At 67.8% G+C, this 25,142-nt stretch carries 24 protein-coding genes and 1 pseudogene; 17 read left to right on the forward strand and 8 right to left on the reverse strand.

Annotated features, from left to right (window positions below; genetic code table 11):
* Positions 1 to 61 precede the first annotated feature (61 nt).
* Positions 62 to 109, forward strand: a pseudogene (locus tag AC0KUR_RS21460) (hypothetical protein); the annotation flags it as partial.
* Positions 110 to 289: 180 nt separating this feature from the next.
* Here the strand turns inward: AC0KUR_RS21460 and AC0KUR_RS21465 are convergent.
* Positions 290 to 1,081 carry an IclR family transcriptional regulator gene (locus AC0KUR_RS21465; protein ID WP_034191441.1) on the reverse strand — a complete coding sequence of 264 codons (792 nt, stop codon included), beginning with the start codon at positions 1,079 to 1,081 and terminating at the stop codon, positions 290 to 292.
* Between the two features lie 161 nt (positions 1,082 to 1,242).
* Between AC0KUR_RS21465 and AC0KUR_RS21470 the strand changes: the two genes are divergently transcribed.
* The 5 genes from AC0KUR_RS21470 to AC0KUR_RS21490 all read left to right on the forward strand — a co-directional run bounded on the left by AC0KUR_RS21470 (position 1,243) and on the right by AC0KUR_RS21490 (position 5,634).
* The gene (locus AC0KUR_RS21470) at positions 1,243 to 2,019 is read left to right on the forward strand and encodes an ABC transporter substrate-binding protein (protein WP_034191440.1); all 777 of its coding nucleotides are present in this window, start codon (positions 1,243 to 1,245) and stop codon (positions 2,017 to 2,019) included.
* 88 nt (positions 2,020 to 2,107) lie between these two features.
* Positions 2,108 to 2,764 (forward strand): amino acid ABC transporter permease, encoded by a 657-nt coding sequence (locus tag AC0KUR_RS21475; RefSeq protein ID WP_034191439.1) that lies wholly within the window; start codon positions 2,108 to 2,110, stop codon positions 2,762 to 2,764.
* Entirely contained in the window at positions 2,761 to 3,516 is a 756-nt protein-coding gene (locus AC0KUR_RS21480) for an amino acid ABC transporter ATP-binding protein (RefSeq protein WP_473376401.1), read from the forward strand. Before AC0KUR_RS21475 ends, AC0KUR_RS21480 begins: the two co-directional genes overlap by 4 nt.
* On the forward strand, positions 3,513 to 4,823 hold the full coding sequence (locus AC0KUR_RS21485) for an NAD(P)/FAD-dependent oxidoreductase (RefSeq protein WP_473376402.1): 1,311 nt from the start codon (positions 3,513 to 3,515) through the stop codon (positions 4,821 to 4,823). The genes AC0KUR_RS21480 and AC0KUR_RS21485 overlap by 4 nt, the downstream gene beginning before the upstream one ends.
* A 79-nt stretch (positions 4,824 to 4,902) precedes the next feature.
* A complete protein-coding gene (locus AC0KUR_RS21490) occupies positions 4,903 to 5,634 on the forward strand; it encodes a class I SAM-dependent methyltransferase (RefSeq protein ID WP_049032587.1) in 732 nt (243 codons plus the stop codon).
* A gap of 24 nt (positions 5,635 to 5,658) precedes the next feature.
* Here AC0KUR_RS21490 and AC0KUR_RS21495 read toward each other — a convergent pair whose 3' ends face one another.
* Positions 5,659 to 7,080, reverse strand: coding sequence for a cytochrome-c peroxidase (locus tag AC0KUR_RS21495; RefSeq protein WP_034191435.1), 1,422 nt, complete (start codon positions 7,078 to 7,080; stop codon positions 5,659 to 5,661).
* Between the two features lie 95 nt (positions 7,081 to 7,175).
* Complete coding sequence (locus AC0KUR_RS21500) at positions 7,176 to 8,849, reverse strand: phospholipase C (RefSeq protein ID WP_034191434.1); 1,674 nt, start codon at positions 8,847 to 8,849, stop codon at positions 7,176 to 7,178.
* 404 nt (positions 8,850 to 9,253) lie between these two features.
* On the opposite strand from AC0KUR_RS21500, the gene AC0KUR_RS21505 reads away from it, so the two are divergent.
* Positions 9,254 to 10,111 (forward strand): EamA family transporter, encoded by an 858-nt coding sequence (locus tag AC0KUR_RS21505; protein WP_034191678.1) that lies wholly within the window; start codon positions 9,254 to 9,256, stop codon positions 10,109 to 10,111.
* A gap of 458 nt (positions 10,112 to 10,569) precedes the next feature.
* Here the strand turns inward: AC0KUR_RS21505 and AC0KUR_RS21510 are convergent, their stop codons facing one another.
* Positions 10,570 to 11,202, reverse strand: coding sequence for a type VI secretion system amidase effector protein Tae4 (locus tag AC0KUR_RS21510; protein ID WP_473376403.1), 633 nt, complete (start codon positions 11,200 to 11,202; stop codon positions 10,570 to 10,572).
* 399 nt (positions 11,203 to 11,601) lie between these two features.
* Complete coding sequence (locus tag AC0KUR_RS21515) at positions 11,602 to 12,075, reverse strand: Lrp/AsnC family transcriptional regulator (protein ID WP_049032428.1); 474 nt, start codon at positions 12,073 to 12,075, stop codon at positions 11,602 to 11,604.
* Positions 12,076 to 12,397: 322 nt separating this feature from the next.
* Here AC0KUR_RS21515 and AC0KUR_RS21520 point away from each other — a divergent pair, with 322 nt between their 5' ends.
* The 6 genes from AC0KUR_RS21520 to AC0KUR_RS21545 all read left to right on the forward strand — a co-directional run bounded on the left by AC0KUR_RS21520 (position 12,398) and on the right by AC0KUR_RS21545 (position 16,740).
* Positions 12,398 to 13,783 (forward strand): amino acid permease, encoded by a 1,386-nt coding sequence (locus AC0KUR_RS21520; RefSeq protein ID WP_034191430.1) that lies wholly within the window; start codon positions 12,398 to 12,400, stop codon positions 13,781 to 13,783.
* Positions 13,784 to 13,828: 45 nt separating this feature from the next.
* Positions 13,829 to 15,031, forward strand: coding sequence for an amino acid aminotransferase (locus AC0KUR_RS21525; protein WP_034191429.1), 1,203 nt, complete (start codon positions 13,829 to 13,831; stop codon positions 15,029 to 15,031).
* 171 nt (positions 15,032 to 15,202) lie between these two features.
* Positions 15,203 to 15,601, forward strand: a complete 399-nt coding sequence (locus tag AC0KUR_RS21530; protein WP_034191428.1) for a DUF488 domain-containing protein — start codon at positions 15,203 to 15,205, stop codon at positions 15,599 to 15,601.
* Between the two features lie 111 nt (positions 15,602 to 15,712).
* Positions 15,713 to 16,003 carry a DUF1488 family protein gene (locus AC0KUR_RS21535; RefSeq protein WP_034191427.1) on the forward strand — a complete coding sequence of 97 codons (291 nt, stop codon included), beginning with the start codon at positions 15,713 to 15,715 and terminating at the stop codon, positions 16,001 to 16,003.
* Positions 16,004 to 16,019: 16 nt separating this feature from the next.
* Positions 16,020 to 16,259: a hypothetical protein gene (locus AC0KUR_RS21540; protein ID WP_034191426.1), complete on the forward strand. Its 240-nt coding sequence runs from the start codon at positions 16,020 to 16,022 to the stop codon at positions 16,257 to 16,259.
* Positions 16,260 to 16,413: 154 nt separating this feature from the next.
* The gene (locus AC0KUR_RS21545) at positions 16,414 to 16,740 is read left to right on the forward strand and encodes a hypothetical protein (RefSeq protein WP_034191425.1); all 327 of its coding nucleotides are present in this window, start codon (positions 16,414 to 16,416) and stop codon (positions 16,738 to 16,740) included.
* A gap of 14 nt (positions 16,741 to 16,754) precedes the next feature.
* On the opposite strand, the gene AC0KUR_RS21550 is transcribed toward AC0KUR_RS21545, so the two are convergent.
* The 3 genes from AC0KUR_RS21550 to lhpI all read right to left on the reverse strand — a co-directional run bounded on the left by AC0KUR_RS21550 (position 16,755) and on the right by lhpI (position 19,038).
* The gene (locus AC0KUR_RS21550; RefSeq protein WP_034191424.1) at positions 16,755 to 17,531 is read right to left on the reverse strand and encodes a helix-turn-helix domain-containing protein; all 777 of its coding nucleotides are present in this window, start codon (positions 17,529 to 17,531) and stop codon (positions 16,755 to 16,757) included.
* 16 nt (positions 17,532 to 17,547) lie between these two features.
* Complete coding sequence (locus AC0KUR_RS21555) at positions 17,548 to 17,952, reverse strand: response regulator transcription factor (protein WP_034191423.1); 405 nt, start codon at positions 17,950 to 17,952, stop codon at positions 17,548 to 17,550.
* Positions 17,953 to 18,102: 150 nt separating this feature from the next.
* Entirely contained in the window at positions 18,103 to 19,038 is a 936-nt protein-coding gene (gene lhpI, locus AC0KUR_RS21560; RefSeq protein WP_473376404.1) for a bifunctional Delta(1)-pyrroline-2-carboxylate/Delta(1)-piperideine-2-carboxylate reductase, read from the reverse strand.
* Between the two features lie 262 nt (positions 19,039 to 19,300).
* Between lhpI and AC0KUR_RS21565 the strand changes: the two genes are divergently transcribed.
* The 4 genes from AC0KUR_RS21565 (at position 19,301) to AC0KUR_RS21580 (ending at position 25,113) form a co-directional block, all read left to right on the forward strand.
* Positions 19,301 to 20,038, forward strand: coding sequence for a FadR/GntR family transcriptional regulator (locus tag AC0KUR_RS21565; RefSeq protein WP_034191422.1), 738 nt, complete (start codon positions 19,301 to 19,303; stop codon positions 20,036 to 20,038).
* A 126-nt stretch (positions 20,039 to 20,164) separates the two neighbouring features.
* Positions 20,165 to 21,286 (forward strand): branched-chain amino acid ABC transporter substrate-binding protein, encoded by a 1,122-nt coding sequence (locus AC0KUR_RS21570; protein WP_059556510.1) that lies wholly within the window; start codon positions 20,165 to 20,167, stop codon positions 21,284 to 21,286.
* Between the two features lie 69 nt (positions 21,287 to 21,355).
* Complete coding sequence (lhpH, locus tag AC0KUR_RS21575) at positions 21,356 to 22,363, forward strand: trans-3-hydroxy-L-proline dehydratase (protein ID WP_059556511.1); 1,008 nt, start codon at positions 21,356 to 21,358, stop codon at positions 22,361 to 22,363.
* Positions 22,364 to 22,536: 173 nt separating this feature from the next.
* Positions 22,537 to 25,113 carry a penicillin-binding protein 1A gene (locus tag AC0KUR_RS21580; RefSeq protein WP_473376405.1) on the forward strand — a complete coding sequence of 859 codons (2,577 nt, stop codon included), beginning with the start codon at positions 22,537 to 22,539 and terminating at the stop codon, positions 25,111 to 25,113.
* Positions 25,114 to 25,142 lie beyond the last annotated feature (29 nt).

Raw genomic sequence — 25,142 nt, forward strand, 5'->3', positions numbered from 1 at the left:
GGACGAGGGTTGACGGCCAGGTACCGCTTCGGAGCATGCGCCGGACGTCATTCACGCACGGGTGGCGAAGCATCTGGCGCGGGATTGTCGACATCCGGTCGTCGAAACGGATGTCGGCGACGTGAAGTTCGACTACCTGAAGTGCGTCGATCTGTACCACGGCAGAGCACGGGACGCCGCGGCGAAACAACGCGTGTGCACCCGAACGGTACCTATCGGACCAAGAAGCCGCAGAAGCCGCGCTGACGATCAAACGCCGTCGTACACCGCGCCTTCCGCGCCTCGAACCCTACTCGAGCGTCCTGATCGAATTGCTGATGCCGCGCGCGCAGTCGATCACGGCCGGCGCGAGCTTGCGGCGCGCGTCGTCGAAGGTCCAGCGGCTCGTCGGCGCAACCACGTGCACGGCCGCCACCGGCTGCCCCTGGCTGCCGAGCACGGGCGCCGCGATCGACATGTCGCCGATGAACAGTTCTTCCTGGTTGGTGGCGTAGCCTTCGCGCCGCGCGCCGTCGAGCAGCGCGACCAGTTCGTCGAGTGCCGTGACCGTGCGCGGCGTGTGCGGCGGGCGCGCCATGGCGTCGAGACGCGCGCGCGCGTCGCCGGGCGGCAGCGCGCTCAGGAATGCGCGGCCGCAGCCGGTGCAATACATCGGGATGCGGCTGCCGATCGGCATGTGGATCGGCACGAACTTCGTCGACACGAAACGCGCGACGTACACCATCTCGTCCTCGTCCGGCTCGGTGAGGTTGGTGGTTTCGCCGGTCAGGTTCGTGAGCTCCGACAGAAACGGATTCGCCACGTCGATCAGCGTATCGGCCGCGAGATAGTTGAAGCCGATCCGCATCACGTGCGGCGTGAGCTGGTAGCGCCGCGTGACCGGATGCTTGCGGATGTAGCCGAGCTTCTCGAGCGTATAGACCATGCGCTGCGCCGAGCTTTTCGTCATGCCCGCGGCGTCGGCCACTTCCGCCAGCGTCATCGTGCGCCGCTTCGCGCTGAACGCGCGCAACACGTTCAGCCCTTTCTCCAGCGACTGGTTGAACAGCAGGTCGTTTGACTGATCGGGCGACGTTTCCATGGGCAAGGGGCCGAATCGATTCGATAACGCATCATAGCGTATCGCATATCGATACTCAAAAATCTTTTCTCGATATTTTTGATTCGTTTTAAGATCGAGTCATCGTCGCAGTGTCGATCCGCGACCAGTCGGCGCACCGAAGTATTCGAGAAGGAGGCACCATGGTTTCGTTCATCAAGCGGTTCGGCGCACTGGCCGCCGGTTTCGCCACCTGCATCGCGCTCGGCGCGGCATCGCCCGGCGCCGCCGCGGCCGAGCCGACGCTGAAGGTCGGCGCGACGGCCACTGGCGTGCCGTTCACGTTTCTCGACGTCAAGAGCAATTCGATCCAGGGGATGATGGTCGATGCGATCACCGCGGCCGGGCAGTCGGCCGGCTTTCGCGTCGACGTGCAGCAGACCGTGTTCTCGGCGCTGATCCCGTCGCTCACCACGCAGAAGATCGACATCATCTCGGCCGCGATGCTGAAGACGCCGGCGCGCCAGCAGGTCGTCGACTTTTCCGACACGGTCTATTCGTTCGGCGAAGGCCTGATCGTGAAGGCGGACGACCCGGGCCGCTACACGTCGATGGACGATTTCAAGGGGCAGGTGGTCGGCGCGCAGGTCGGTACGGCGTTCGTCGACGCGCTCAACAAGAAGGGCATCTTCAAGGAAGTCCGGACCTACGATTCGATCGCGGACATCATGCGCGACGTCGCGCTCGGGCGCATCAAGGCCGGCTTTGCCGACCAGCCGATCGTCGCGTACCAGATCGAACACGGCGTCAACCGTCAGGTGCGGCTCGTGCCCGAATACCAGAGCGTCGTGAAGGGGCAGGTCTGCTTCATCGTGCGCAAGGGCGACACGGCAACGCTCGAGCAGCTCAACGGCGCGATCCGCAAGATGAAGAGCGACGGCACGCTGCAGCAGATCCTGCAGAAGTGGCACATGAGCTGAGCGCCCGTCCGGGAGGCCCGGACGATATCGCCCGCGTGTCGCGGGCACCCACTGCGGCGCGTCGCCAGGCCGTCGCATAGGAGACCTCATGTTTTTTCAGAACGCGATCGATTTCCTGCCGATCCTGCTGAAGGGCGCGGTGGTCACGATCGAGATCACCGCATGCGCGTTCGTGCTCAGCTCGGTGCTCGGGCTGATCCTCGCGTTGCTGAAGGTGTCGCGCAACCGCGTCGTGGCGACGGCCGGCAGCACGGTCGTCAACGTGATCCGCGGGCTGCCGATCATCGTGCAGCTGTTCTATATGTACTTCGTGCTGCCCGATCTCGGCATCCAGCTGTCGGCGTTCCAGGCCGGCGTGCTCGGCCTCGGCATCGCGTACTCGGCCTACCAGGCGGAAAACTTCCGCGCCGGCATCGAGGCGATCGACCGCGGCCAGATCGAAGCCGCGCACGCGATCGGCATGCGCGGCCCGATGATCATGCGGCGCGTGGTGCTGCCGCAGGCGTTCCGCATCGCGCTGCCGCCGTACGGCAACACGCTCGTGATGCTGCTGAAGGATTCATCGGTCGCATCGACGATCACGGTCGCGGAGATCACGCGCGCCGGGCAGCTGATCGCGTCGTCGACGTTCCAGAACATGAGCGTCTATACGCTCGTCGCGTTGCTGTACCTCGCGCTGGGCCTGCCGCTGATGTTCGGCGTGAACCGGCTCGGCAAGCGGCTCTCGCTGAGGAGAAGCACATGATCCGGATCGATGCGATACACAAGCGTTTCCACCAGCACGCCGTGCTGAAGGGCGTGAGCCTCGACGTGCAGCAGGGTGAGGTCGTGTGCCTGATCGGGCCGTCCGGCTCGGGCAAGTCGACCGTGCTGCGCTGTATCAACGGCTTCGAGACTTACGACGAAGGGTCGATCACGATCGACGGCGTGAAGGTCGATGCGCATTCGAAACGCATTCACGAGCTGCGGATGCGGGTCGGCATGGTCTTCCAGCGCTTCAACCTGTTCGCGCACCGCACGGCGCTCGAGAACGTGATGGAGGGGCCCGTCCACGTGCGGCGCAGGCCGGCCGCGCAAGCGCGCGAGCAGGCCCGCGCGCTGCTCGACAAGGTCGGGCTCGCGCACCGGATGAACGCATACCCGTCCGAACTGTCGGGCGGGCAGCAGCAGCGCGTCGCGATCGCACGCGCGCTCGCGATGGAGCCGCAGGCGATCCTGTTCGACGAACCGACCTCGGCGCTCGACCCCGAACTCGTCGGCGAGGTGCTCGGCGTGATGCGCGGGCTCGCGCGCGACGGCATGACCATGGTGGTCGTCACGCACGAAATGGCGTTCGCCCGCGAGGTGGCCGATCGCGTGTGCTTCCTGCACGACGGCACCATCTGCGAAAGCGGCGCCGCGCGCGACGTGCTCACGCAGCCGAAGCATCCCCGCACGCAGGAATTCCTGCGTCGCCTGCTGGCGTCGGACGACGCCGCCAACCCGGATCGAACATGAGTGCAAGGAACGCGGCACCCGGATGGCCCGACACGCAGTGGCCCGATTCGCTGTGGGCGGCGACCGCCGCGCCGGCGCCCGATACCCCCGCGCTCGATGCGTCCGCGTCGTGCGACGTCGCGATCGTCGGCGCCGGCTTCACCGGCCTGTCGACCGCGCTCCACCTGGCCGAACGCGGCGTGAACGTGCGCGTGATCGACGGCGCGCAGCCGGGCTGGGGGGCGTCGGGCCGCAACGGCGGGCAGGTGATTCCGGGCCTGAAATACGATCCCGACGAACTGATCCGCCGGTTCGGCGACGAGGCCGGCGAGCAGCTTGCCGGCGTGGTCGGCGGGGCGGCCGACACGGTGTTCGACCTGATCGCGCGGCACGCGATCGACTGCGACGCGCGTCGCCGCGGCTGGATCCAGCCGGCGCCGACCGCCGCGATGCTCGAGACGGTCGCGCGGCGCGCGCAGCAATGGGCCGCGCGGGGCGCGCCGGTCGAACTGCTCGGTCGCGACGACGTCGCGCGCCGGCTCGGCACCGGCGCCTACGCGGGCGGCTGGATCGATCGCCGCGCGGGCAGCGTGCAGCCGCTCAGCTATACGCGCGGCCTCGTGCGCGCCGCACAGGCGAGCGGGGCGGTCGTGCACGGGCTGACGCGCGCCGTCGGGCTGACGCGTGCCGGCGGTCGCTGGCAGGTCGCGACCGCCGGCGGCGCGACGGTATCGGCCGACCGCGTCGTGCTCGCGACCAATGGCTATACCGACGGACTGTGGCCCGGCTTGCGCCAGTCGGTGATCGCCGCGAACAGCTTCATCGTCGCGACGCAACCGCTCGCGCCGGAACTCGGCCGCGACATTCTCGCCGGCGGCGAAGTCGCATCGGATGCGCGGCGCCTGCTGCTGTACTTCCGGCGCGATGCGGCGGGACGCCTGCTGATGGGTGGTCGCGGCCCGTTCGCGGAACCGCGTGCGGCGAGCGACTGGCGCCATCTCGAGCGTGCGGCGACGCTGCTGTATCCGCAACTCAAGGGCGTCCGGTTCGAATACCGCTGGGCCGGACGCGTCGCGATCACCGCGGATTTCATGCCGCACGTGCACGAGCCGGCGCCGGGCGTGACGATCGCGCTCGGCTACAACGGGCGCGGCATCGCGATGGCGACGACGCTCGGCAAGCATCTGGCGGCGCAGCTGTCGGGCGACGCGCAACTGCCGCTGCCGTTCCGCGTCACGCCGATCCGGCCGATTCCGTTTCACGGGCTGCAGCGCTTCTATATCGCGGCCGGCGTGGCCTGGTACCGGCTGCTCGACAGCCTGTCGTAACGCAGGCGGGAAGCAGGATCGCCAACCGTCGTCCGATCGGGCAGAATCGACACTCCCAGTTTCCGCCGACGGATGCCGCATGACCGATCCGAACGAATCGCCCGGCCGCCGCGCCTATGCGAGCTTCGCGCAACGCTACGCGGACATCGCGCCGACGAAGGCGCACAACGCGCTGTACGAACGGCCGGCGACGCTGGCGCTGCTCGGCGACGTCGACGGCCTGACGGTGCTCGACGCCGGGTGCGGTCCCGGCATCTGCAGCGAACACTTGGCGCACCGCGGCGCGACCGTGCATGCGTTCGACGTCACGCCGGAGATGGTCGCGCTCGCGCGAACGCGCTGCGACGGCCTCGCGGTCGACATCGTGGAAGGCGACCTGGAGGCGCCGCTCGCGTGGCTGCCGGATCATGCGGTCGACAAGGTGCTGTGCTCGCTCGCGCTCGACTACGTGCGCGATCTCGCGCCGACGCTGCGCGAATTCAGGCGCGTCGCGCGCCCCGGCGCGACGCTCGTGTTCTCGATGGCGCATCCGATGCGCGACTGGATGGACGAACGGACGCGCGGGGAAGGCACGTACTTCGACACGTCACGCTTCGGTTTCCACTGGTCGGGGTTCGGCGAGCCGAGGCCCTACGTCGAAGCCTGGCGGCGGCCGCTGGCCGACATCCTGAATGCGCTCGCCGACGGCGGCTGGCGGCTCGACCGATTCGTCGAACCGAAGCCGCTGCCGGAGATGAAGGCGGCGTCGGAACGGCTCCACGCGGAGCTGTCGCTGGCGCCGGCCTTCCTGTGCATCCGCGCGCGCCGCTGATGCGGCGCGACGCCCGCGCGGCGTTCAGTGCCGTGCCGGCTCGTCGTTCAGCGTGCCGAGAAACGCCTCGATGTCCTTGATGTCCTGCGCGGTCATCGCGGGCTTGTCGCCCGGCTTGCGGTCGAACGGCGCGTCGGTCACGTCGACGTTCGCGCGATATTTCGGCGGGAGGTCGTCGTACTCGTCGACCTTGCCGTCCGCGCCGCGCGAATAGAACTTCTGCGGCGAGATGCTGCGCTCGTTGTAGAACGCCATCACCTGGTCGAGCGTATGGAACACGCCGTTGTGGAAGAACACGCGGCGCGTCGCCGAGTTGCGCAGCGTCGGCGTCAGGAACATCCCGCAATACTGCGTCTGGTCCTTCAGGTCGTCGCGGAACGGTCCGCACACGCCGAGATCGTGGAACGCCGGGTTGCGGTTCTGCGCAAGCGCCTGGTTGCGCGGCGCACCGAGCGCCTCGTACTGGTAATCGGTGAACATCGGCGGCAACCCGTCCTTGCCGGGTTTCGACAGATGGCAGCCCGCGCAATTCGCCTTGTCCGGATCGTTGAACAGGCGCAGGCCGCGCAGCTCGGCCTGCGTGAGGCGCGCGCGGCCTTCGAGCCAGCGGTCGTACTTGCTGTTGTACGGATGGAACGACGGATCCTCGACCTGGTAGCGCGCGATCGCGAACATCGCCTCCGACACCGCGAGCTGCGGGCTGTCGAACACGCGCGCGCCGAACAGTTGCACCAGCTGCGCGCGGTGCGACGACTGCGCGAGCTTGCGCGCCACGTCGTCGATGCTCGCGTTCGCCATCTCGACCGGATTCAGCAGCGGGCCGAACGCCTGCTGCTGCAGCGTGTCGGCGCGGCCGTCCCAGAACATCCCGCCTTGCGGCACGAGCTGCGGCGCGGCCGACGTGCCGGCCACCTTCTGCGCCTTGACGACGCCGGCCGCCGACGCGGCCTGCTGCGCGACGCTCGGCGCGGCGTCGTTTTCGCCGGCATCCGGGCCGATGCTGAAGTTCGGCTGGCGGTACAGGTACATCAGCGACGGCGGCGGGCGATAGCCCTGCTGCGTCATCGCGAGGCCGCCCGGCTGCACGTCGAGCGCATTCGGCGGCCCGTACGCGTGGTCGGGGCTGTGGCACGACGCGCACGACTGCTTGCCCGACGCGGACAGCGACGGATCGTGGAACAGCGCGCGCCCGAGCTGCGCGACCGCCGACAGCGGCTGCGCGGCGGGCCGCTGCAGCACGACCGGATGCGGGTTCGCGCCGGTCCAGTCGGCGACGACGGTGCCGATGGCCGCCGGCACCCGCGCGGGAAACGCGATCGCGAACGCGCCGTAGCCGAGCACGGCCGCGCCGAACACGAACGCCGCGCGGCGCGGCAGGCGGGAAGGGGCGCGCGGCGCGGGGGGGCCGGAGGCGTCGGAAGAGGGGAACGCGGGTCGGGCTGTCATGCTGTCGATCGGAACTCGGGCGCCGCTCGACGCGGCGCGTTAAATGGAAACGGCCGGCGCGCGAGGCGCCGGCCATGCGGTCGGGCAGGCGACGCTCAGATCGCCGGTGCGGCGCTCAGTGCGGTGCCGAGCGTCGGGTCGAGGTACAGCGGCGTCGTGTTCGGCTTCGACGTGAAGTCGAACAGGTTGCGCAGGTCGCCCGCGGTCGCATCGAACGAACCGCCGCCGATGCGCTGGCCGCCGAGCCAGTTGTCCTCGATGAAGCGCACGACGGACGCCTGGTCGAGCATCGTGTGGTCGACGTAGTTCTGCTTCGCATACGGCGAGATCACGACCAGCGGAATGCGCACGCCCGGGCCGCAACGGCCGTTCACGGTCGCGCCGTTCACGCCGGTGGTGCCGCCCGTGCCGCACTTGCCGGCGCCGTTGACCTGGTCGACCGGGTCCGACGATGCGTGCGTCGGCGCCGTGTACACGTGGTCGTACCAGCCGTCCGAGTCGTCGTACGTGACGATCACGGCCGTGTTCTGCCAGTCCGGCTGCTGCTGCAGGAAGTTGACGACCTTGGTCACGAACGCCTGCTCGTCGAGCGGATCCGAATAGCCCGCATGCCCGTCCTGCGCGGCCGGCGCCTTCAGGTAGCTGACCGACGGGAAGTTGCCGGCCTTCACGGCGGCGAAGAAGTCGTCCGTGTCGTACTGGTGGTTCGCCGGCTCGGCGGTCTTGCCGTCGGCCTGGAAGCTCGAACCGATCGCCGCGACCGAGCTCGGGCGCGTGTGCTGCGGGTTCGCGGTCGACGCGTAGTACTGGAACCAGTTGTGGTGCGGGATGTAGTCGGCCGTCGCGGCGTTCACGGCGGTGGCGACCGTGCTGCGCGCGCAGCCCGTCGTACCGTTGCCGTTCGTCGTCGACAGGTTGAAGCCGCCCATGAAGCCGCCCCACGTGATCTTCGCGCCGTTCAGCAGGTCGCCGATGTTCTTGCCCGTCATCATCGCCTGGTCGGTCGTGCTCGAGCACACGTCGAAGCCCGGGTCGACGTCGTTGATCATCGTGAAGCCGCCCTGGCCGTCATTGATGTAGTACGAGCTGGCCGCGAGCGTCGACGGCTGCTTCGACGTCTTGACGATCTGCATCCCGTTGGTCTGGCCGGATACCACGTTCAGCGCGCCGGGCGTCGACGGGCCGTAGACCGTCGTGAACGTGTTGTCGCTCATCGCGAAGCGCTGCGCGTAGTTCCACAGCGCGGTCACGGTGTTGCCGTCGAAGTAGCCCATCACCTGGCCCTTCGTGCCGAACGCGCCGGCGCCGCCGGACGAGCCCTTGCCGGTGTACTTCGGGAACAGGTCGGCGAGGCCGTTGTCCTCGGCCTGCTGCTCGGCCGTGTACGCGTGGTTCTGGTCGGCGGTCGCGGCCTGCGTGCGGTCGAGGCGGAACGGGTTCGCCGCGTCGGTGCCGTTGGCCGTGTTCGTGAAGTTCGGGTTCGCGGTCAGCAGCGTGCCCGTCAGCCCGTTCGACGTCGGCGTGCCCGCTTTCGCGGTGAACGCCGGTTCGCCCGACGGGTTCGTCGCGTTCGGATAGGTGCCGAAGTAGTGGTCGAACGAGATGTTCTCGCCGTAGATCACGACCACGTGCTTGATCGGCGTGGCGGTCTGCAGCGCATCCTGCGACGACACGGCGGGCGTCGACGTGGGATCGTCGCTGCCGCCGCAGGCGAACAGCGCCAGCGCCGCGGCTGCGCAGGCGGTGACGAGCAAGGCTTGACGGAACATCGGGAAACTCCAGGTAAGGTCTTCGAGGGTGGGGCGCGGCTCCGTCGCCGTGGCGTGTCGGTCGGCGCGGAGCGCGTGAGAGAGCACGCGCATTGAAACAGCCGCATATGAAGATATGGGGACGGAGTGGTTTCGTGACGGTTGCACCGCGGTATCGATTCCATTACGCCGGCACGAGGCGCGAAAGAGAACGGAAAGGGGCAGACCGCGTGCGGCCGCCGCGGCAGGTGCCGCGGCGCGGCGGGCCGCGGCCGCCGATGCCGCGCCGGGCGGGGCGGCGCACGGCCGGCGGGCGCGTTCGCGCCGCCGCGCACGCCGACGTTTTTGACAATCCGGTGACGGATTCATACGATGAACGCCCTGCGGCGACGATCGACGTCGCCGCGCGTCTGCGAGTATTCATCGTGCCGATTCCCGTCCTGTTTGCCGTGCTGTGCGCCGCGTTCCTCCATGCGGCGTGGAACGCGCTGGTCCGCGGCAGCGGCGACCGGCTGCGTTCGGCCACCGTGCTGCAGATCGCGATCGGGCTGTTCGCGCTGCTGTTCCTGCCGGCCGCCGCGCCCATTTCAGCGTCGAGCTGGTTGTGCGTCGTCGCGTCGGCGGTGCTGCACGTCGTCTACACGTTGCTGCTCGTGCGCGCGTACGAGCATGGCGACCTGACCGTCGCGTATCCGGTCGCGCGCGGCACCGCGCCGCTGCTCGTCACGCTCGGCGCGGCGGCGTTCGCGGGCGAGCGGCTGAACGTCGGCGCGCAAGGCGGGCTCGTGCTGATCTGCGCGGGCATCCTGGCGATCGGGCTGGATCGCGGACGCGGCGCAACGCATCCGATCGCGAGGGTGCTGCCGACCGCGTTCGCGACCGGCGTGTCGATCGCGGCGTACAGCGTGGTCGACGGGATCGGCGTGCGCGAGAGCGGCAACACGGTCGGCTATACCGCGTGGATGTTCGTGCTGACGGGGGCGATGATGGCCGCGTACTACCGGCTGCGCGCGGGGCCGTTGCGGCTGACGCAGGAGGTCGGCGAAACGGCGAAGGCCGCATGCGGCGGGGTGTTCGCCGCGCTTGCGTACGGCATCGTCATCTGGGCGATGGACCGGGCGCCGATGGGGCCGGTGTCGGCGCTGCGCGAGACGAGCGTGGTGTTCGCGGCGCTGATCGCGCGCGTGTATCTCGGCGAGCGGCTGACGCCGCGCCGGGCGGCAGGGTGCATGGTGATTGCTTGCGGGGCGTTGTTGATCAGTGCGTTCGAGGCGGTGCGGTGAGCATTGACGACAGTCGCAAGTTTAGGCGGTTGCAGACGAAATCGTCACGCGCACCGATGTAACGGGCCGTCGCTTGACGGGGCGAGGCGGCGCACAAACTGCGTTGCGCCGCTCCGGTGATCCGGCCTAGCTGAAGAGACCTAGCGCAGGCGCCGCGTAGCTCGCGAGATGAAAAACGACGACGAATAGCGTAGCCATAACGAACACGTTTCCCCATCTACGCGACGACCAGCGCCGATAAGCGAACGCATTGATGACGGCAAAGAGGACCGAGGGCCACAACGTGAGTGCGAGCAGACCGACCACGAATACCGCCTGAGGAGCGCAGTGCTCCATGTCGTTGCAGCCGGTCGAATGTGACGGTGTAGTGTGCCAATGAATTCGGCTGAACGTGTAAAGGGATGCCCAGGTAACGAGCAAGCCCCATATGAATCCGCCGAGGGTGACGGCCAGCCGTTTCATTCAACTTCCCAGAAAAGGATTTCGTTCGAATTGGCGAGGTCCGAGTACCAGTTTCCGCGTCGGCCCCGAAGATAATCGAGCGGGTTAATCATGGACGGCACGCCAATGCGAAATCGCCAGAACGACGCAGCCGAGGGTGTGAGCGTGTCCTTGTTCCACAGATCGATATGTCCGCCGCTGAATGCGTCAGCCGAATCACCGTCCTGCCGCCAATAACCGAAGAAATAGACGATACCGGTTCGGCTTTTTACCTTGTCCTGCCAATCCTGTCCGGTGATATTTTCCGGCTTGCCCAAGCCAAGGAATGGGCGAAGCTTCAACCATTCTGCTAGTTCGTAGGCGCGGGTCGCAGTTGCCTTCCCATCGAGGATGAGGCGTCCGAGCGTTCGTTTTCCTGGCATGGGCTTCAATACTTTCTGAGAAAACGACTTCATGCCGCTGCCGATTGCGTGGAAAGTTACGCTCATCCGGATCGCACATTGATTTTTATACTCGCCGGTCGGGTCATCATATGGATCCTTCTTCGGATATGCGTTCCAAAGCTCCTGAAATGTCAGTGTTTTGAGCTGTACCGTTTTTTGAGAATGCGGCGTGTCATTGGTGCGGACTTTCGTGGACGGGTTCGGCATCGGCTACGCCCCATATGTGGCGGCGATGACGAATCCGACGGAAGCGGTCGGATCGCTGGCTGTTGCTACGGCGGGTTGCATAGTCGATTCCTGATGCATTAAGGAATCGAAGACGATCGCTGATTAGAAACAAGTCGCCTATTAGACTTGTACGACTTTTCGTGGAATTTGCTACCGATTGATGGGCGTCCCATTAATCGGTGCCATCGCACGATGCCGCAGTCGAACACGTTTTCCGGGCAATGTCGATCACGACAGACGCGCCGCGACAGCTACGTTGCGCAGGAAAGCGCAGCCTGTGGCCCTGCGAGCTGCTCAACGCCTGCCTGACGCAGCCGGAACCATGATGATGCCTGCGGCACCGGCGACCTTCGCGTGAACACCTCGCCCGCGCGGGTGTTACGCTTCCACCGGCATCGCGCTCGTACACTTGATTTCGTCGAGGCACACGCTCGAATGCACGCCGCTCACGCCGGGGATGCGCATCAGCGTCTCGAGCAGGAATCGCGACAGCCCCTTCAGATCGTGCGCGACGACTTTCAGCACGTAGTCGATGTCGCCCGTCACCGAGAAACATTCCTGGATCTGCGCGAGATCCGACACGAGTTTCTGGAACTTCGACAAATCGCGGATATGCCCGCGCTCCATCGTCACGTGCACGAACGCGGTGACGCCGAAGCCGAGCGTGTCGGCGCAGAGCCGGGTTTCGTAACGGCGGATCGCGCCGATTTCCTCCAGCCGGCGATGGCGCCGCAACGTCTGCGCGGGCGACAGTCCCACGGCCTTCGCCAGATCGAGGTTCGACGCGCGGCCGTTCTCCTGCAGCACCGACAGCAAGTGGCGATCGATGCGATCGAGAACCGGGTCAGGCATTTTTGTTTCCTCATTCGTCTCCTGGATGCAATCTTATCTCATAATGTAGGGTTTGCATGAGCGGGTTACGCAACCCGATTTCGCGGTCGCGACGCTAAACTGACCCCGGATTTTCGTATGCGGCCGCGGCAGCGCGGCGTGGGCGGAGGAGTCGGCGGCCAGTGTGGCCGGCACGCCGACGCAAATCGGTTGCCGCCTCACGCGAAGATTGCAGTCCCCAACCCGGCGCCCCCACGAACGGCCGCCGGCACAGTAAAACAGCGCCCGGCACACCGAGGCGCGCCGCACCGCGTCAGGCGGAGGCGGACAGAGTGGAGAAGACATGGTTTCTGGTAACGAGAGCGACGGCCTGAAGCGCGGGCTGAAGAACCGGCACATCCAGCTGATTGCGCTCGGCGGCGCGCTCGGCACGGGGCTGTTTCTCGGCATCGCGCAGACGATCAAGATGGCCGGCCCGTCCGTGCTGCTCGGCTATGCGGTGGCCGGCATCGTCGCGTTCTTCATCATGCGCCAGCTCGGCGAGATGGTCGTCGACGAGCCCGTCGCCGGCTCGTTCAGCTTTTTCGCGAACAAGTACGTCGGCCACTTCACCGGCTTCCTGTCGGGCTGGAACTACTGGGTGCTGTACATCCTCGTCAGCATGGCCGAGCTGTCGGCCGTCGGGATCTACGTGCAGTACTGGTGGCCCGGCGTGCCGACCTGGGTGTCGGCGCTGGTGTTCTTCGTCGCGATCAACCTGCTCAACCTGGCGAGCGTGAAGTCGTACGGCGAGACGGAATTCTGGTTCTCGATCATCAAGGTCGCCGCGATCGTCGGCATGATCGGCTTCGGCGGCTGGCTGCTCGCGAGCGGCCACGCGGGGCCGGAGGCGAGCGTGCGGAACCTGTGGCAGCACGGCGGCTTCTTCCCGAACGGCGTGTCGGGGCTCGTGATGTCGATGGCCGCGATCATGTTCTCGTTCGGCGGGCTGGAGCTGATCGGCATCACCGCGGCCGAGGCCGACGATCCGAAGCACAGCATTCCTCGCGCGACCAACCAGGTGATCTACCGGATCCTGATTTTCTACATCGGCGCGCTCGCGGTGCTGCTGTCGCTGTATCCGTGGGAAAAGGTCGTCACCGGCGGCAGCCCGTTCGTGCTGATCTTCCACGCGCTGAGCAGCAACGTGGTCGCCAACGTGCTGAACGTGGTCGTGCTGACGGCCGCGCTGTCGGTCTACAACAGCGGGGTGTACAGCAACAGCCGGATGCTGTTCGGCCTCGCGCAGCAGGGCAACGCGCCGAAGGTGCTGTGCTCGGTGAACAAGCGCGGCATTCCGCTCGCCGCGCTCGGCGCGTCGGCGCTCGCGACCGGCGTGTGCGTGCTGGTCAACTACTTCATGCCGGGCAAGGCGTTCGAGGTGCTGATGGGCCTCGTCGTGTCGGCGCTGATCATCAACTGGGCGATGATCAGCCTGATCCACCTGAAGTTCCGCCAGGCCAAGCGCGCGGCCGGGGAGAAGACTTCCTTCCGCAGTCTGGGCTATCCTTTCACGAATTACCTGTGCCTGGCATTCATGGCCGGCATTCTCGTCGTGATGTACCTGACGCCGGATCTCCGCCTGTCGGTGTACCTGATCCCGGTATGGCTCGCGGTGCTCGCGATCGGGTATCGCTTCCGTCAGAAGAATGCAGGCTTTGCGATGCACGACGGCGCCTCCGCACGCTGACGCAGGCCACGACCGATCATTCTTCCAAACGAGACCGACATAGCCATGTTCGAACACATCGACGCGTACCCGGGCGACCCGATCCTGACGCTCAACGAGAACTTCCAGAAAGATCCGCGCGACCAGAAGGTCAACCTGAGCATCGGGATCTATTTCGACGCCGAAGGCCGGATTCCGGTGATGGGCGCCGTGCGCGAAGCCGAAACCGCGCTGCAGCGCGACAGCGGCCCGAAGCCGTACCTGCCGATGGTCGGCCTGGCCGCGTACCGCGACGCCGTGCAATCGCTCGTGTTCGGCGCCGATCACCCGGCCCGCGCGGCCGGTCGCATCGCGACGCTGCAGACGCTCGGCGGCTCGGGCGCACTGAAGGTCGGCGCCGATTTCCTGAAGCGCTACTTCCCGGATGCACAGGTGTGGCTCAGCGATCCGAGCTGGGAAAACCACCGCTTCATCTTCGAGCGCGCCGGCTTCACGGTGAATACCTACCCGTACTACGACGAGGCGACGGGCGGCCTGAAGTTCGACGCGATGCTCGCGGCGATCGACGCGCTGCCGGCGCGCAGCATCGTGCTGCTGCATGCGTGCTGCCATAACCCGACCGGCGTCGACCTCGACGAAGGCCAGTGGGAGAAACTGATCGACGTGATCGAGGCGCGCGGGCTGCTGCCGTTCGTCGACATGGCGTACCAGGGCTTCGGCGCGGGTCTCGACGCGGACGCGTTCGCGGTGCGCGAACTGGCCCGCCGCGGCGTGCCGACGCTCGTCGCGAACTCGTTCTCGAAGAACTTCTCGTTGTACGGCGAGCGCGTGGGCGGGCTGAGCGTCGTCTGCGAAGACGCAGCCGCGGCCGAGCGCGTGCTCGGCCAGCTGGCCGGCGCCGTGCGCTCGAACTACAGCAACCCGCAAACCTACGGTGCGAAGGTCGTCGCGGCCGTGCTCGGCACGCCGGCACTGCGCAAGCAATGGGAAGAGGAGCTGTCGGCCATGTGCCGCCGCATCGCGCGGATGCGCCAGTCGATCCACGACGGCCTGCGCGACCACGTCGGCGGCGAGGCGCTCACGCGCTACGTGAAGCAGCGCGGGATGTTCACGTACACGGGCCTGACCGAATCGCAGGTCGACGCGCTGCGTGAAGTGCACGGCGTGTACATCCTGCGTTCGGGCCGGATGTGCGTGGCGGGCCTGAACGACTCGAACGTCGGCATCGTCGCGGACGCGATCGGCAAGGTGCTGAAGAGCGGCGTCTGAGCGCGGCGCGCGCTCCGGCGCGCACCGAACGACGCAGGATGAGCCGGTTGTCCCCCGTCGCGGGGGCAGCCGGTTTTTTCTTGCGCGGCGGCAACGTGCGCCGGAAGACAGACGCGACGGCGCGTGCGGCGGTACGATGCGGCATCGGACGCAACACGAAAAGGGAGCGACATGGGCATCCGGATCATCCGGCTCGGCACGCCGCGCGCGGCCGGCGAGGGGCTGCGGATCGGTACGGTGCGGCGGCCGCCGCGCGGCGTACCTAAGGCGGAATTCGCGTCGCGCGACTACTATGATGTATGGCTGCCGACGCTGTCGCCGAGTGCCGAACTCGTTGCCCAGGCACAGGCCGCCGAAACCGACGCCGAATGGAATGCATTCAAGCGCCACTTTCGCGCGGAGATGGCGCAGGGCGACCCGGCGAAGGTGCTGGACCTGCTGGCGGCGCTGTCGGCCACCACGGCGTTCTCGATCGGCTGCTACTGCGAAGACGAGCGCCATTGCCACCGCAGCGTGCTGCGCGAGCTGCTCGCGCAGCGCGGCGCGGCGATCGAGCCCGACGCGGGCTGAAGCCGTGTCGCGCGGCTGCACCGGGATCGTGCGGTGCAGCGGACCGCTTGACGTGGGTCAAGCGCGCGGCCGCGCGCGCCACTATGCTCTCGTCATGGAGCCATCACGACGATGACAGGCCGACCGATGCACATCACTTTTCCGCCCGAGCCGCCCGAATATTGCGCGCGCGACCTGGTCGTCGCGTTTTCGGCGCTGGTCGACGGACGTTGCGTACAGTGCGCGGTCACGGCCGAGGCGCTGGAAGACCATTTCGGCGCGCGGTCGCTGCTCGAAAGCGACCTGCTGACCGCATTCGACGGGCACCGCCCGGCGATCGAGGCGATGGCGCGACGGATGCTCGAGGAAATCGGCGGCCGGCCGGTGCTGCTGCACAGCGGCCACTTCCGGCTCGAAGGCTGATACCGCAGGAGGGCGCATGACACTGCAGGGCAACATTCACGAACGCGACTGGTCGGTCGAAGTCGAGACGCGACCGTGCGAATCGGGCGAATTCCGCTGCCGCGTGTCCGTCGAGCACGGCGCCGGTGCCGCGCGGTTTCATCATACGTTCGAGCACAGTCACGCGTATCCGACCGAGCGCGAGGCCATGATCGAAGGGCTGCGCGCCGGCATGACCTGGATCGAGATGAAGACGTCGCAGGTCTTCAACGTATGAACGGACCCGCGCCAGGACGGCGCGGGAGGATTGTCGGCCGGGCCGCGATCGCAGAATCGCGCCACGCCACGGGAAACGCGTGCCGCCGCATCGTGTGCGGGCGGGCGCATGCAAGGCGGTCGACGAGCGGGCGGCCCCGTCGGGAGAGTAGGAGATGGGCGTGGGCATGCAGATCGCCTGCCGGGGATTCACCGGGTCCGCCGCGGTGGAAGCCGAGGCCGGCGCGCAACTGGTGCGGCTCGAGCGGTTCCGCGCGCTGATCGGCGGCTGCCACCTCGCGATCGAATCGCGCGTGGCGACCGATGGCGTGCGGCTGTACGACGTGCGGCTCGACCTGGTGATGCACGACGCGGCGCTCAGGCCGCTGCCGCCATGCGCGGGAAACGACCTCGACGACGCGCTGCGCCGCGCATTCGCCCAGGCCGAGCAGGCGCTGATCGCGTGGCAGGCGAGCGGCGCAAGGGCGGCGCTGCGCCGATGATCCGGCGTCGCGCGTCAGACCTGCGCGAGCGCGTGCGCGTCGAGGATGCGCACGCGCTTGCCGCGCGTTTCGACCAACGCGTCGCGATGGAACCGCGAGAACATCCGGCTGACGGTTTCGAGCTTCATCCCGAGATAGCAGCCGATTTCCTCGCGCGTCATCCGCAGGTTGAATTCGGTCGCCGAATAACCGCGCGCCTCGAAACGGGACGACAGGTTCAGCAGGAAATGCGCGACGCGCTGTTCGGCCGACATCGTGCCGAGCAGCAGCATCTGGCTCGATTCGCGAACGATCTCGCTGCTCAGCATCTGGTAGAGGAAGTGCTGCATCGGCTTGATCTCGCGGCAGGCGGCTTCGAGCGCGCCGAACGGAATGATGCACACGACGCTGTCCTCCAGCGCGATCGCGTCGCAGCAATGCTGGCCGCTGCCGATGCCGTCCATCCCGAGCGTTTCGCCGGCGATCTGGAAGCCCGTCACGTGCTCGCGGCCGTCGCGATGCATCATCACCGTCTTGAACGAACCCGCGCGCACCGCATAGATGCTCTGGAACGGATCGTCGATGCGGAACAGCGCGTCACCCTGGCGAACGTGCCGGGTCGTGCAGATGATCGAGTCGAGGCGGCCGTACTCGGCGGCCGTCAGGTGCGGCAGGCACATCGAGCGCATCGCGCAGGCCGAGCAGCGTGCGGCCGGATGTTTGGCGGCGTCGGCGCGCGCGGCCGCGCGCAGCGGAATCGTTGGCCGGGGTACGACGGACACGTCGGCGGCGCAGGCGGTGGCTGTGGACATAAGTCACTCCGGCTCGTCAGGGGTGGTGCACACGAGCGTGCACCAGGGATTCGATGACACGGCATGCGGCGTCGAATTCGACGGTCTTGTCGAAGAAGTAGTCGGCTCCCGCCGTCGCGCATGCCTCTCTGAATGCCGGCGCCGAATGATTCGTCAGCACGATCGTGACGATGCGCGGTGCGACCTTCGACAGCATCCCGATGAGGGCGAGGCCGCTGCCGTCCGCGAGCCGCACGTCGACGATCACGACATCCGCCCGGCAACTGCGGATGTGCGTCCACGCATCCTGGCCGTCTTCCGCTTCGCCCACGACGGCGACGCCGCGGATCGCGCCGACGAGCAGCGCGATCCGCTGACGGACGGCGACGGCGTGATCGACGAGAAACACCCTGAGCGCGGCGGGTGACAGGCTGGCATTCATGCCGGCAGTATCGTGTTGCGCCGCCGAAATTGAAATCGGCCGAATTGGAAGTTCGTGTAGGCCGCTTCGACGCGTTGTAGGGCGTTTCCTACAACGCGTCCGGGAAACCGCCGGCGCGGCTCCGATGTTGCCGCGATGCCGGGTACGCGGTCAGCCGGCGCCGCGCGCCTCGAGCGCATCGCGCGCCGTGCGGCACGCGGCGAGATCCCATGCAGCGCAGCCGACGCTCTTGAACAGCATCGGCCCGCCGCGCGCGAACGTGCCGTTCAGCACGTCGGCGAGCGACGCGACGTGCTGCCAGTCGACCTGCGCGACGATCAGGTCGCCGGCCTCGTGGCGCGCGCCGGCCGGATCGTCGACGACGAGCCGGCTGCCGTGCACGGTGTTCGCGCCGATCTCGGCGGCATCCGCGGTGAACGCGCCGACGCCGACCACGAGCCGGCCCTCGCGCGCGGCTTCCCGGTAGACGGGCGTGCGGCTCGTCGTCAGCGTGACGACGACGTCGATCGCGTCGGGAATCGCTTCGCCGTCGAGCGGTGCGAGCCGCGGCGCCTGCGCGCGATGCGCCGCGCAGAACGCGGCCGCGCTGTCGGCGCGCGTGCCGCGCACGTGGAGGCGCGCTTCCGGGAAGATCGCCGCGAGCGCTTCCGCGTGATTGGCCGCCTGCTTGCCGGTGCCGATCAGCAGGACGTCGCGCGGCGCGGCGCCATGCAGCGCCTCGATGCCGAGCGCGGTGACGGCCGCCGTGCGGCGGCCGGTGACCGTCGGGCCGTCGAGCGCGAAGCGCAGTTCGCCCGTGGTCGCGTCGTACGCGCTCACCTGGCCGAGGATCGTCGGCAGGCCGCACGTGCCGTTACCGGGGCAGACGTTCACGAGCTTGTGGCTCGCGAGGTCGCGCGCGCTCGACGGCATCGACAGCATCACGCCGCCGGCCTGCAGCGGCACGACGAGGCGCTCGGGGCTGACGATCTTGCCCGCCGCATACTCGGCAACGGCTTGCCTGAGCGTGGCGAGCAGCGCCGGGTAGTCGAGCAATGCGGCCGTGTCGGCCGCATCGAAAACGGGAATCGGGGAAAGGGCGGTCATCGTGTACGTCGTATGCGTCGTGAGCGTGGACGGCGGGCGCATGCCGCGCCCGCCACGGGGCTGCCGGATACCGCGACACCAGGCAGCGTGGATCGAATCTATACCACTTTCTGGCGCACCCGCAACCCAGAAAATAAAGCGTCGAGCCGGTTTTGGTTCTAATATCTGTCCAGAAGGGTTGCCGTGGCGCGATACCGGCACCGCTCCGGTATAGTGCGAACCCATTCCAGATCCACGCCCGCGACCGGGCAGGAGCCATACGATGATGTCCGCGCGTCCCGAATCAATCGAAGGCGGTTTCCGGCCGCTGCAGATCTACGAGCAGGTAGCCGAGAAGATCCGCGACGAAATCCGCGCCGGGCGCTACGCGGCCGAGTCGCGCCTGCCGTCCGAGCGCGAGCTCGCCGCGCTGTTCCAGGTCGGCCGGCCGGCCGTGCGCGAGGCGCTCGGCGCGCTGCAGAACGAAGGGCTGGTGTTCACGAAGCGCAATTCGGGCACCTATGTCGTCGCGGCGCCGCTCGACGTGCTCGCGCGGCGCGGCGACGCGCCGATGGCGTCCGAGGCCGACTTCAGCCCGACGTCGACACTCGACGTCCGGCTGATCCTGGAGCCCGCGATCGCACGTCTCGCGGCCGCCCATGGCCGCGCCGATCCCGGTGCCGAGCGTTATCTCGCGCAGATGGAAACCATCACCGACGTCGACGATCCGCACCAGCGCGCGCTCTGGAACGAGAGCGACCGGCTGTTCCACCGGCAGCTCGCGCTGATGACGGGCGACGCGCTGATGGTGAAGATCGCGGACGAAGTCGCGAAGACGATGGACCAGCCGCTGTGGAAACGGCTGAAGGACGACGGCATCTACGACGCGGGCCGAATCCGGCTCTACGTGTCCGAGCACCGGCTGATCTACGAGGCGATCGTGTCGGGCGATGCCGATGCGGCCGCGTTCTACGTCGAGCAGCACATCCGCCGCGTGCGGCGCGACATCGCGCCGAAGTAGAACGAATCCGCGCGAATGCATTCTGGTCTTAAATATGACCAAAATTCCGAAATTATTTTGAAATTGCTTGCGATGTGACCACGTGTGTCCTACATTGGTTTCACTCAAAACCAATCAGGAGGCATCATGCGACACCTCGTTACCGCGCTCTCGGTGGCCGTTGCCGCCGGCGCGCTGACTTCCGCGCACGCGCAGGAAGTCGTGATGATCGGCCATTCGGCGCCGCTCACCGGGCCGCAGGCCGCGAACGGCAAGGACAACGAAAACGGCGCGCGGCTCGCCGTGGACGAACTCAACAAGGCCGGCATCAAGGTCGCCGGCAAGGCCGTCACGTTCAAACTGGTTTCCGAAGACGACCAGGCTGACCCGAAGGCCGGCGTGCAGGTCGCGCAGAACCTCGTCGACAAGGGCGTCGTCGCGGTGCTCGGACCGTACAACTCGGGCGTCGCGATCCCCGCGTCGCGCGTGTACTCGACTGCCGGCGTGCCGATCCTGCCGGTCGCGTCGAACCCGGCGCTGACGAAGCAGGGCTTCAAGAACATCTTCCGGATCGGCGCGAGCGACGAACAGCTCGGCGGCACGATGGCGACGTTCGCCGCGAAGACGCTGAACGCGAAGACGGCCGCCGTGATCGACGATCGCACCGCTTACGGGCAGGGCGTTGCCGAGCAGTTCATGAACGTCGCGAAGGCGAACGGGATCCGGATCGTCGACCAGGAGTACACGAACTCGTCGGCCACCGACTTCCTCGGCATCCTCACCAAGATCAAGGCCGGCAACCCCGACGTGATCTTCCTCGGCGGTTATGCGGCGCAGGGCGCGCCGATGGCCAAGCAGATGAAGCAGCGCGGGCTGCGCGCGAAGCTGCTCGGCGGCGACGGCATCTGCTCGGCGGACATGGGCAAGGTCGCGGGCGACGCGGCATCGATCGTCTACTGCGCGCAGGGCGGCGTCGCGCTCGAGAAGACGGCGGCCGGACGCGCGTTCCTGAAGAAGTACCACGACACCTATCACACCGATACGCAGGTCTATGGCGTCAACTACTACGACGGGATGAAGCTGCTCGCCGACGCGATGGTCAAGGCCGGTACGACCACCGACAAGGCGAAGCTGATCGCGCAGCTCGCGAAGTCGAACTATGCGGGCGTCGCGGGCACCTATTCGTTCGACGCGAACGGCGACCTGAAGGGCGCGCCGACGACCGTCTACGTGATCCGCAACGGCCTGCCGGAGCCGTACGCGAAGTAACCGGCGCCCACGCTTGCCACCGGACGGCGGCGCGGCCGCCATCCTTCGTTTCAACGCATCCGATTCGACATGAAAATTTCCCGATCCCTTTCCACCGTCGAAGTCCATACGGGCGGCGAGGCGTTCCGCATCGTCACGAGCGGGCTGCCGCGCCTGCCCGGCGACACGATCGTCCAGCGCCGCGCGTGGCTCAAGGCGCACGCCGACGAGATCCGCCGCGCGCTGATGTTCGAGCCGCGCGGCCACGCCGACATGTACGGCGGCTACCTGACCGAGCCGGTCTCGCCGAATGCCGATTTCGGCGTGATCTTCGTGCACAACGAAGGCTACAGCGACCATTGCGGGCACGGCGTGATCGCCTTGTCGACCGCCGCCGTCGAGCTCGGCTGGGTGCAGCGCACGGTGCCGGAAACGCGGGTCGGCATCGACGCGCCGTGCGGCTTCATCGAGGCCTTCGTCCGGTGGGACGGCGAGCATGCGGGGCCCGTGCGCTTCGTCAACGTGCCGTCGTTCATCTGGCAGCGCGACGTGTCGGTCGAGACGCCGTCGTTCGGCACCGTGACCGGCGACATCGCGTACGGCGGCGCGTTCTATTTCTACGTCGACGGTGCGCCGTTCGACCTGCCGGTGCGCGAGTCGGCGGTCGAGAAACTGATCCGCTTCGGCGCGGAAGTGAAGGCCGCCGCGAACGCGAAGTACCCGGTCGTGCATCCGGAAATCCCGGAGATCAACCACATCTACGGCACGATCATCGCGAACGCGCCGCGCCATCCGGGCTCGACGCAGGCGAACTGCTGCGTGTTCGCGGATCGCGAGGTCGACCGTTCGCCCACGGGCTCCGGCACCGGCGGCCGTGTCGCGCAGCTGTACCAGCGCGGGTTGCTCGCGGCCGGCGACACGCTCGTCAACGAATCGATCGTCGGCACGGTCTTCAAGGGGCGCGTGCTGCGCGAAACGACGGTCGGCGACATCCCGGCCGTGATTCCGGAGGTGGAGGGCAGTGCGCACATCTGCGGGTTCGCGAACTGGATCGTCGACGAGCGCGACCCGCTGACTTACGGCTTCCTCGTGCGCTGAGCGGCGGCGCCGATCAGCCGCCGTCGAGCCGTTTCCCGGTTGTCGTACCAGGTTTGGCGCGTCGTTCCCGTTGCGGGGCACGCGCCTTTTTTGCGTGCGCAACACGGGCGCAGCCGCGCGGCGCGCGCCCGCGCAACGCCGCCGCGGCCGTGGGGCCGCGCGAGTTTGGTACGATGCAGCCTTTTCAGCCGAGCTCCACCCGCGTGAATCGCCGAAACGTGTCGTCAGTGCGTGCCTTCTGTGCCAGATGGGTCGCGCGCGCCCAACCCGTCGCGGCTGCCGCCGTGGCGCGGGTCAAGCCTCTCGCCGCCACCGCGTGGCGCCATCTCCGTCACCCGACGCGCCGCGGCGTGCTGCTCACGGGCGCCGCCGTGCCGGCGCTGTTCGTGGCGTACGTGGTCGCGCTGATCCCGTTCACGCCGGGCATCGGCGACATCCGCAAGGCGCGCGTCGACCAGCCGGCGCAGGTGCTGTCCGCCGACGGCAAGCTGCTGGCCGAATTCAAGCCGTCCAACCGCGAGTGGGTGCCGCTCAAGCAGATCTCGCCGCACATGGTCGACGCGCTGATCGCGACCGAGGATCACCGCTTCTACGCGCATCACGGCCTCGACTGGAAGCGCACGGCCTCGGCCGCGCTCCATACGTTCTCCGGCAGCCGCCAGGGCGGCTCGACGATCACGCAGCAGCTCGCGCGCAACCTGTATCCGGACGAGATCGGCCGCGCGCCGACGCTCACCCGCAAGGTGAAGGAGGCGATCACCGCGCTGAAGATCGAGGCGGTCTACAGCAAGGACCAGATCCTCGAAACCTACCTGAACACGGTGCCGTTCCTGTACAACGCGTACGGCGTCGAGATGGCCGCGCGCACCTACTTCGACAAGTCGGCCGACGAGCTCGACGTGCTCGACAGCGCGACGCTCGTCGGGATGCTGAAGGGCAACAGCTACTACAACCCGGTGCTGAACCCGGAGCGCGCGCTGCAGCGGCGCAATACGGTGCTCGGCCAGATGGTGAAGTACGGCAAGCTGTCGCCGGCGCAGTTCGCGCAGCTGCAGCGCCGGCCGCTGCGCATCGATTTCGAGCGCCAGAAGGAGCCGCCGGGGCCGGCGCCGCACTTCGCGCAGCAGTTGCGCAAGTGGTTGATCGCGTGGGCCGACCGCAACGACTACAACATCTACTCGGACGGGCTGATCGTGCGCACGACGATCGACTCGCGGCTGCAGCAGATGGCGACGCAGGCGCTCACGCTGCAGGGCAACCAGTTGCAGGGCATCGCGAACGGCGCATGGAGCGGCCGCGACGGCTGCGGCACCGACAACGAGGTGTTCCGCACCTTCATGCGCGAGTCGCCCGAGTACAAGGCCGCGCAGGACGCCGGCAAGGACGACGCGGCCGCGATGAAGCTGCTCGCGGCCGACCGCGGCTTCATGCGCGCGCTGTGCAAGGCGAAGACCGACGTTCAGGCGGGTTTCCTCGCGATCGATCCGCGTGACGGGCAGATCCGCGCCTGGGTCGGCAGCCGCGATTTCGCCCGCGAGCCGTTCGACCACGTCGCGCAGGCGCGGCGCCAGCCCGGCTCGACGTTCAAGCCGTTCGTCTATGGTGTCGCGTTCGCGAAGGGAATGAAGCCGGACGACACGTTCATCGACCAGCCGGTCGAGATCCCGCTGAAGGGCGGCGAGATCTGGCGGCCGAACGACGACGTGCCGCCGACCGGCAAGCCGATGACGCTGCGCGACGCGGTCGCGCTGTCGCGCAACCGGATCACCGCGCAGGTGATGGAGCAGGTCGGGCCGGCCGCGGTCGCGCGGCTCGCGCGCGACATGGGCGTGCGCGAAAGCCCGCTCGAACGCGTGCCGTCGCTCGCGCTCGGCACGAGCCCGGTCACGCTCAAGGAGATGGTCGCGTCTTACGCGACGATCGCGAACGGCGGGCTGTACGTCGAGCCGCAGATGGTCACGCGCATCGAGAACCGCCAGGGCGAGGTGCTCGCCGAATACGCGCCGGCGCCGCCCGAACGCGCGCTCGACGCCGAAACCGACAAGACGCTGCTCGGCGTGATGCGCGACGTCGTGACGCGCGGCACGGGCGGCAGCATCCGCACGCGTTTCGGGATCCGCGGCGACGTGGCCGGCAAGACGGGCACGACGCAGGACAACGCGGACGGCTGGTTCATCCTGATGCAGCCGGGCCTCGTCGCCGGCGCGTGGGTCGGCTTCGACGACGGCCGCGTGACGCTGCGCAGCGACTACTGGGGGCAGGGCGCGCACAGCGCGCTGCCGATCGTCGGCGATTTCTTCCAGCGTGCGCAACGCGCCCGCCTCGTCGACGCGAAGGCGAAGTTCGATACCGAGCCGTCACCCGGCTGGTTCGCGTCGCTGCGCGAGCGTGTGACGGACCTGTTCGACACGTGGTTCCCGCCCGAATCGAAGAAGGCGTCCGCGCCCGTCAGGACACAGCGTATCGAGCGTCCGCCCGAGGTCGACGAAGGTGCGGCTTCGGATGCGTCGGCCGCATCGGCACCCGAGGCCGCGTCCGGCGGTCTCGTCGAGGAATGGGTGCCGGCGTCCGAAGTGGCCGCATCGGCCGCCGCGTTGTCGGCGGGCGCGTCCCAACCGCAGCCCGCGCAGCCGCCGGCGAGCGCCGGCACGACGAGCGGCGGCAGCGCGGGCCTTGGTGCGGCGCCTGCCGCCGCGCCACTGCAGCCGCCGGCGCCGTCCGCGCCCGACGCGAGCGGCGCTTCCCAGTAACGAAGCCGTTCAGATTTCGCGCGATGCTG

This window comes from Burkholderia sp. YHN3-13 (assembly GCF_055810675.1).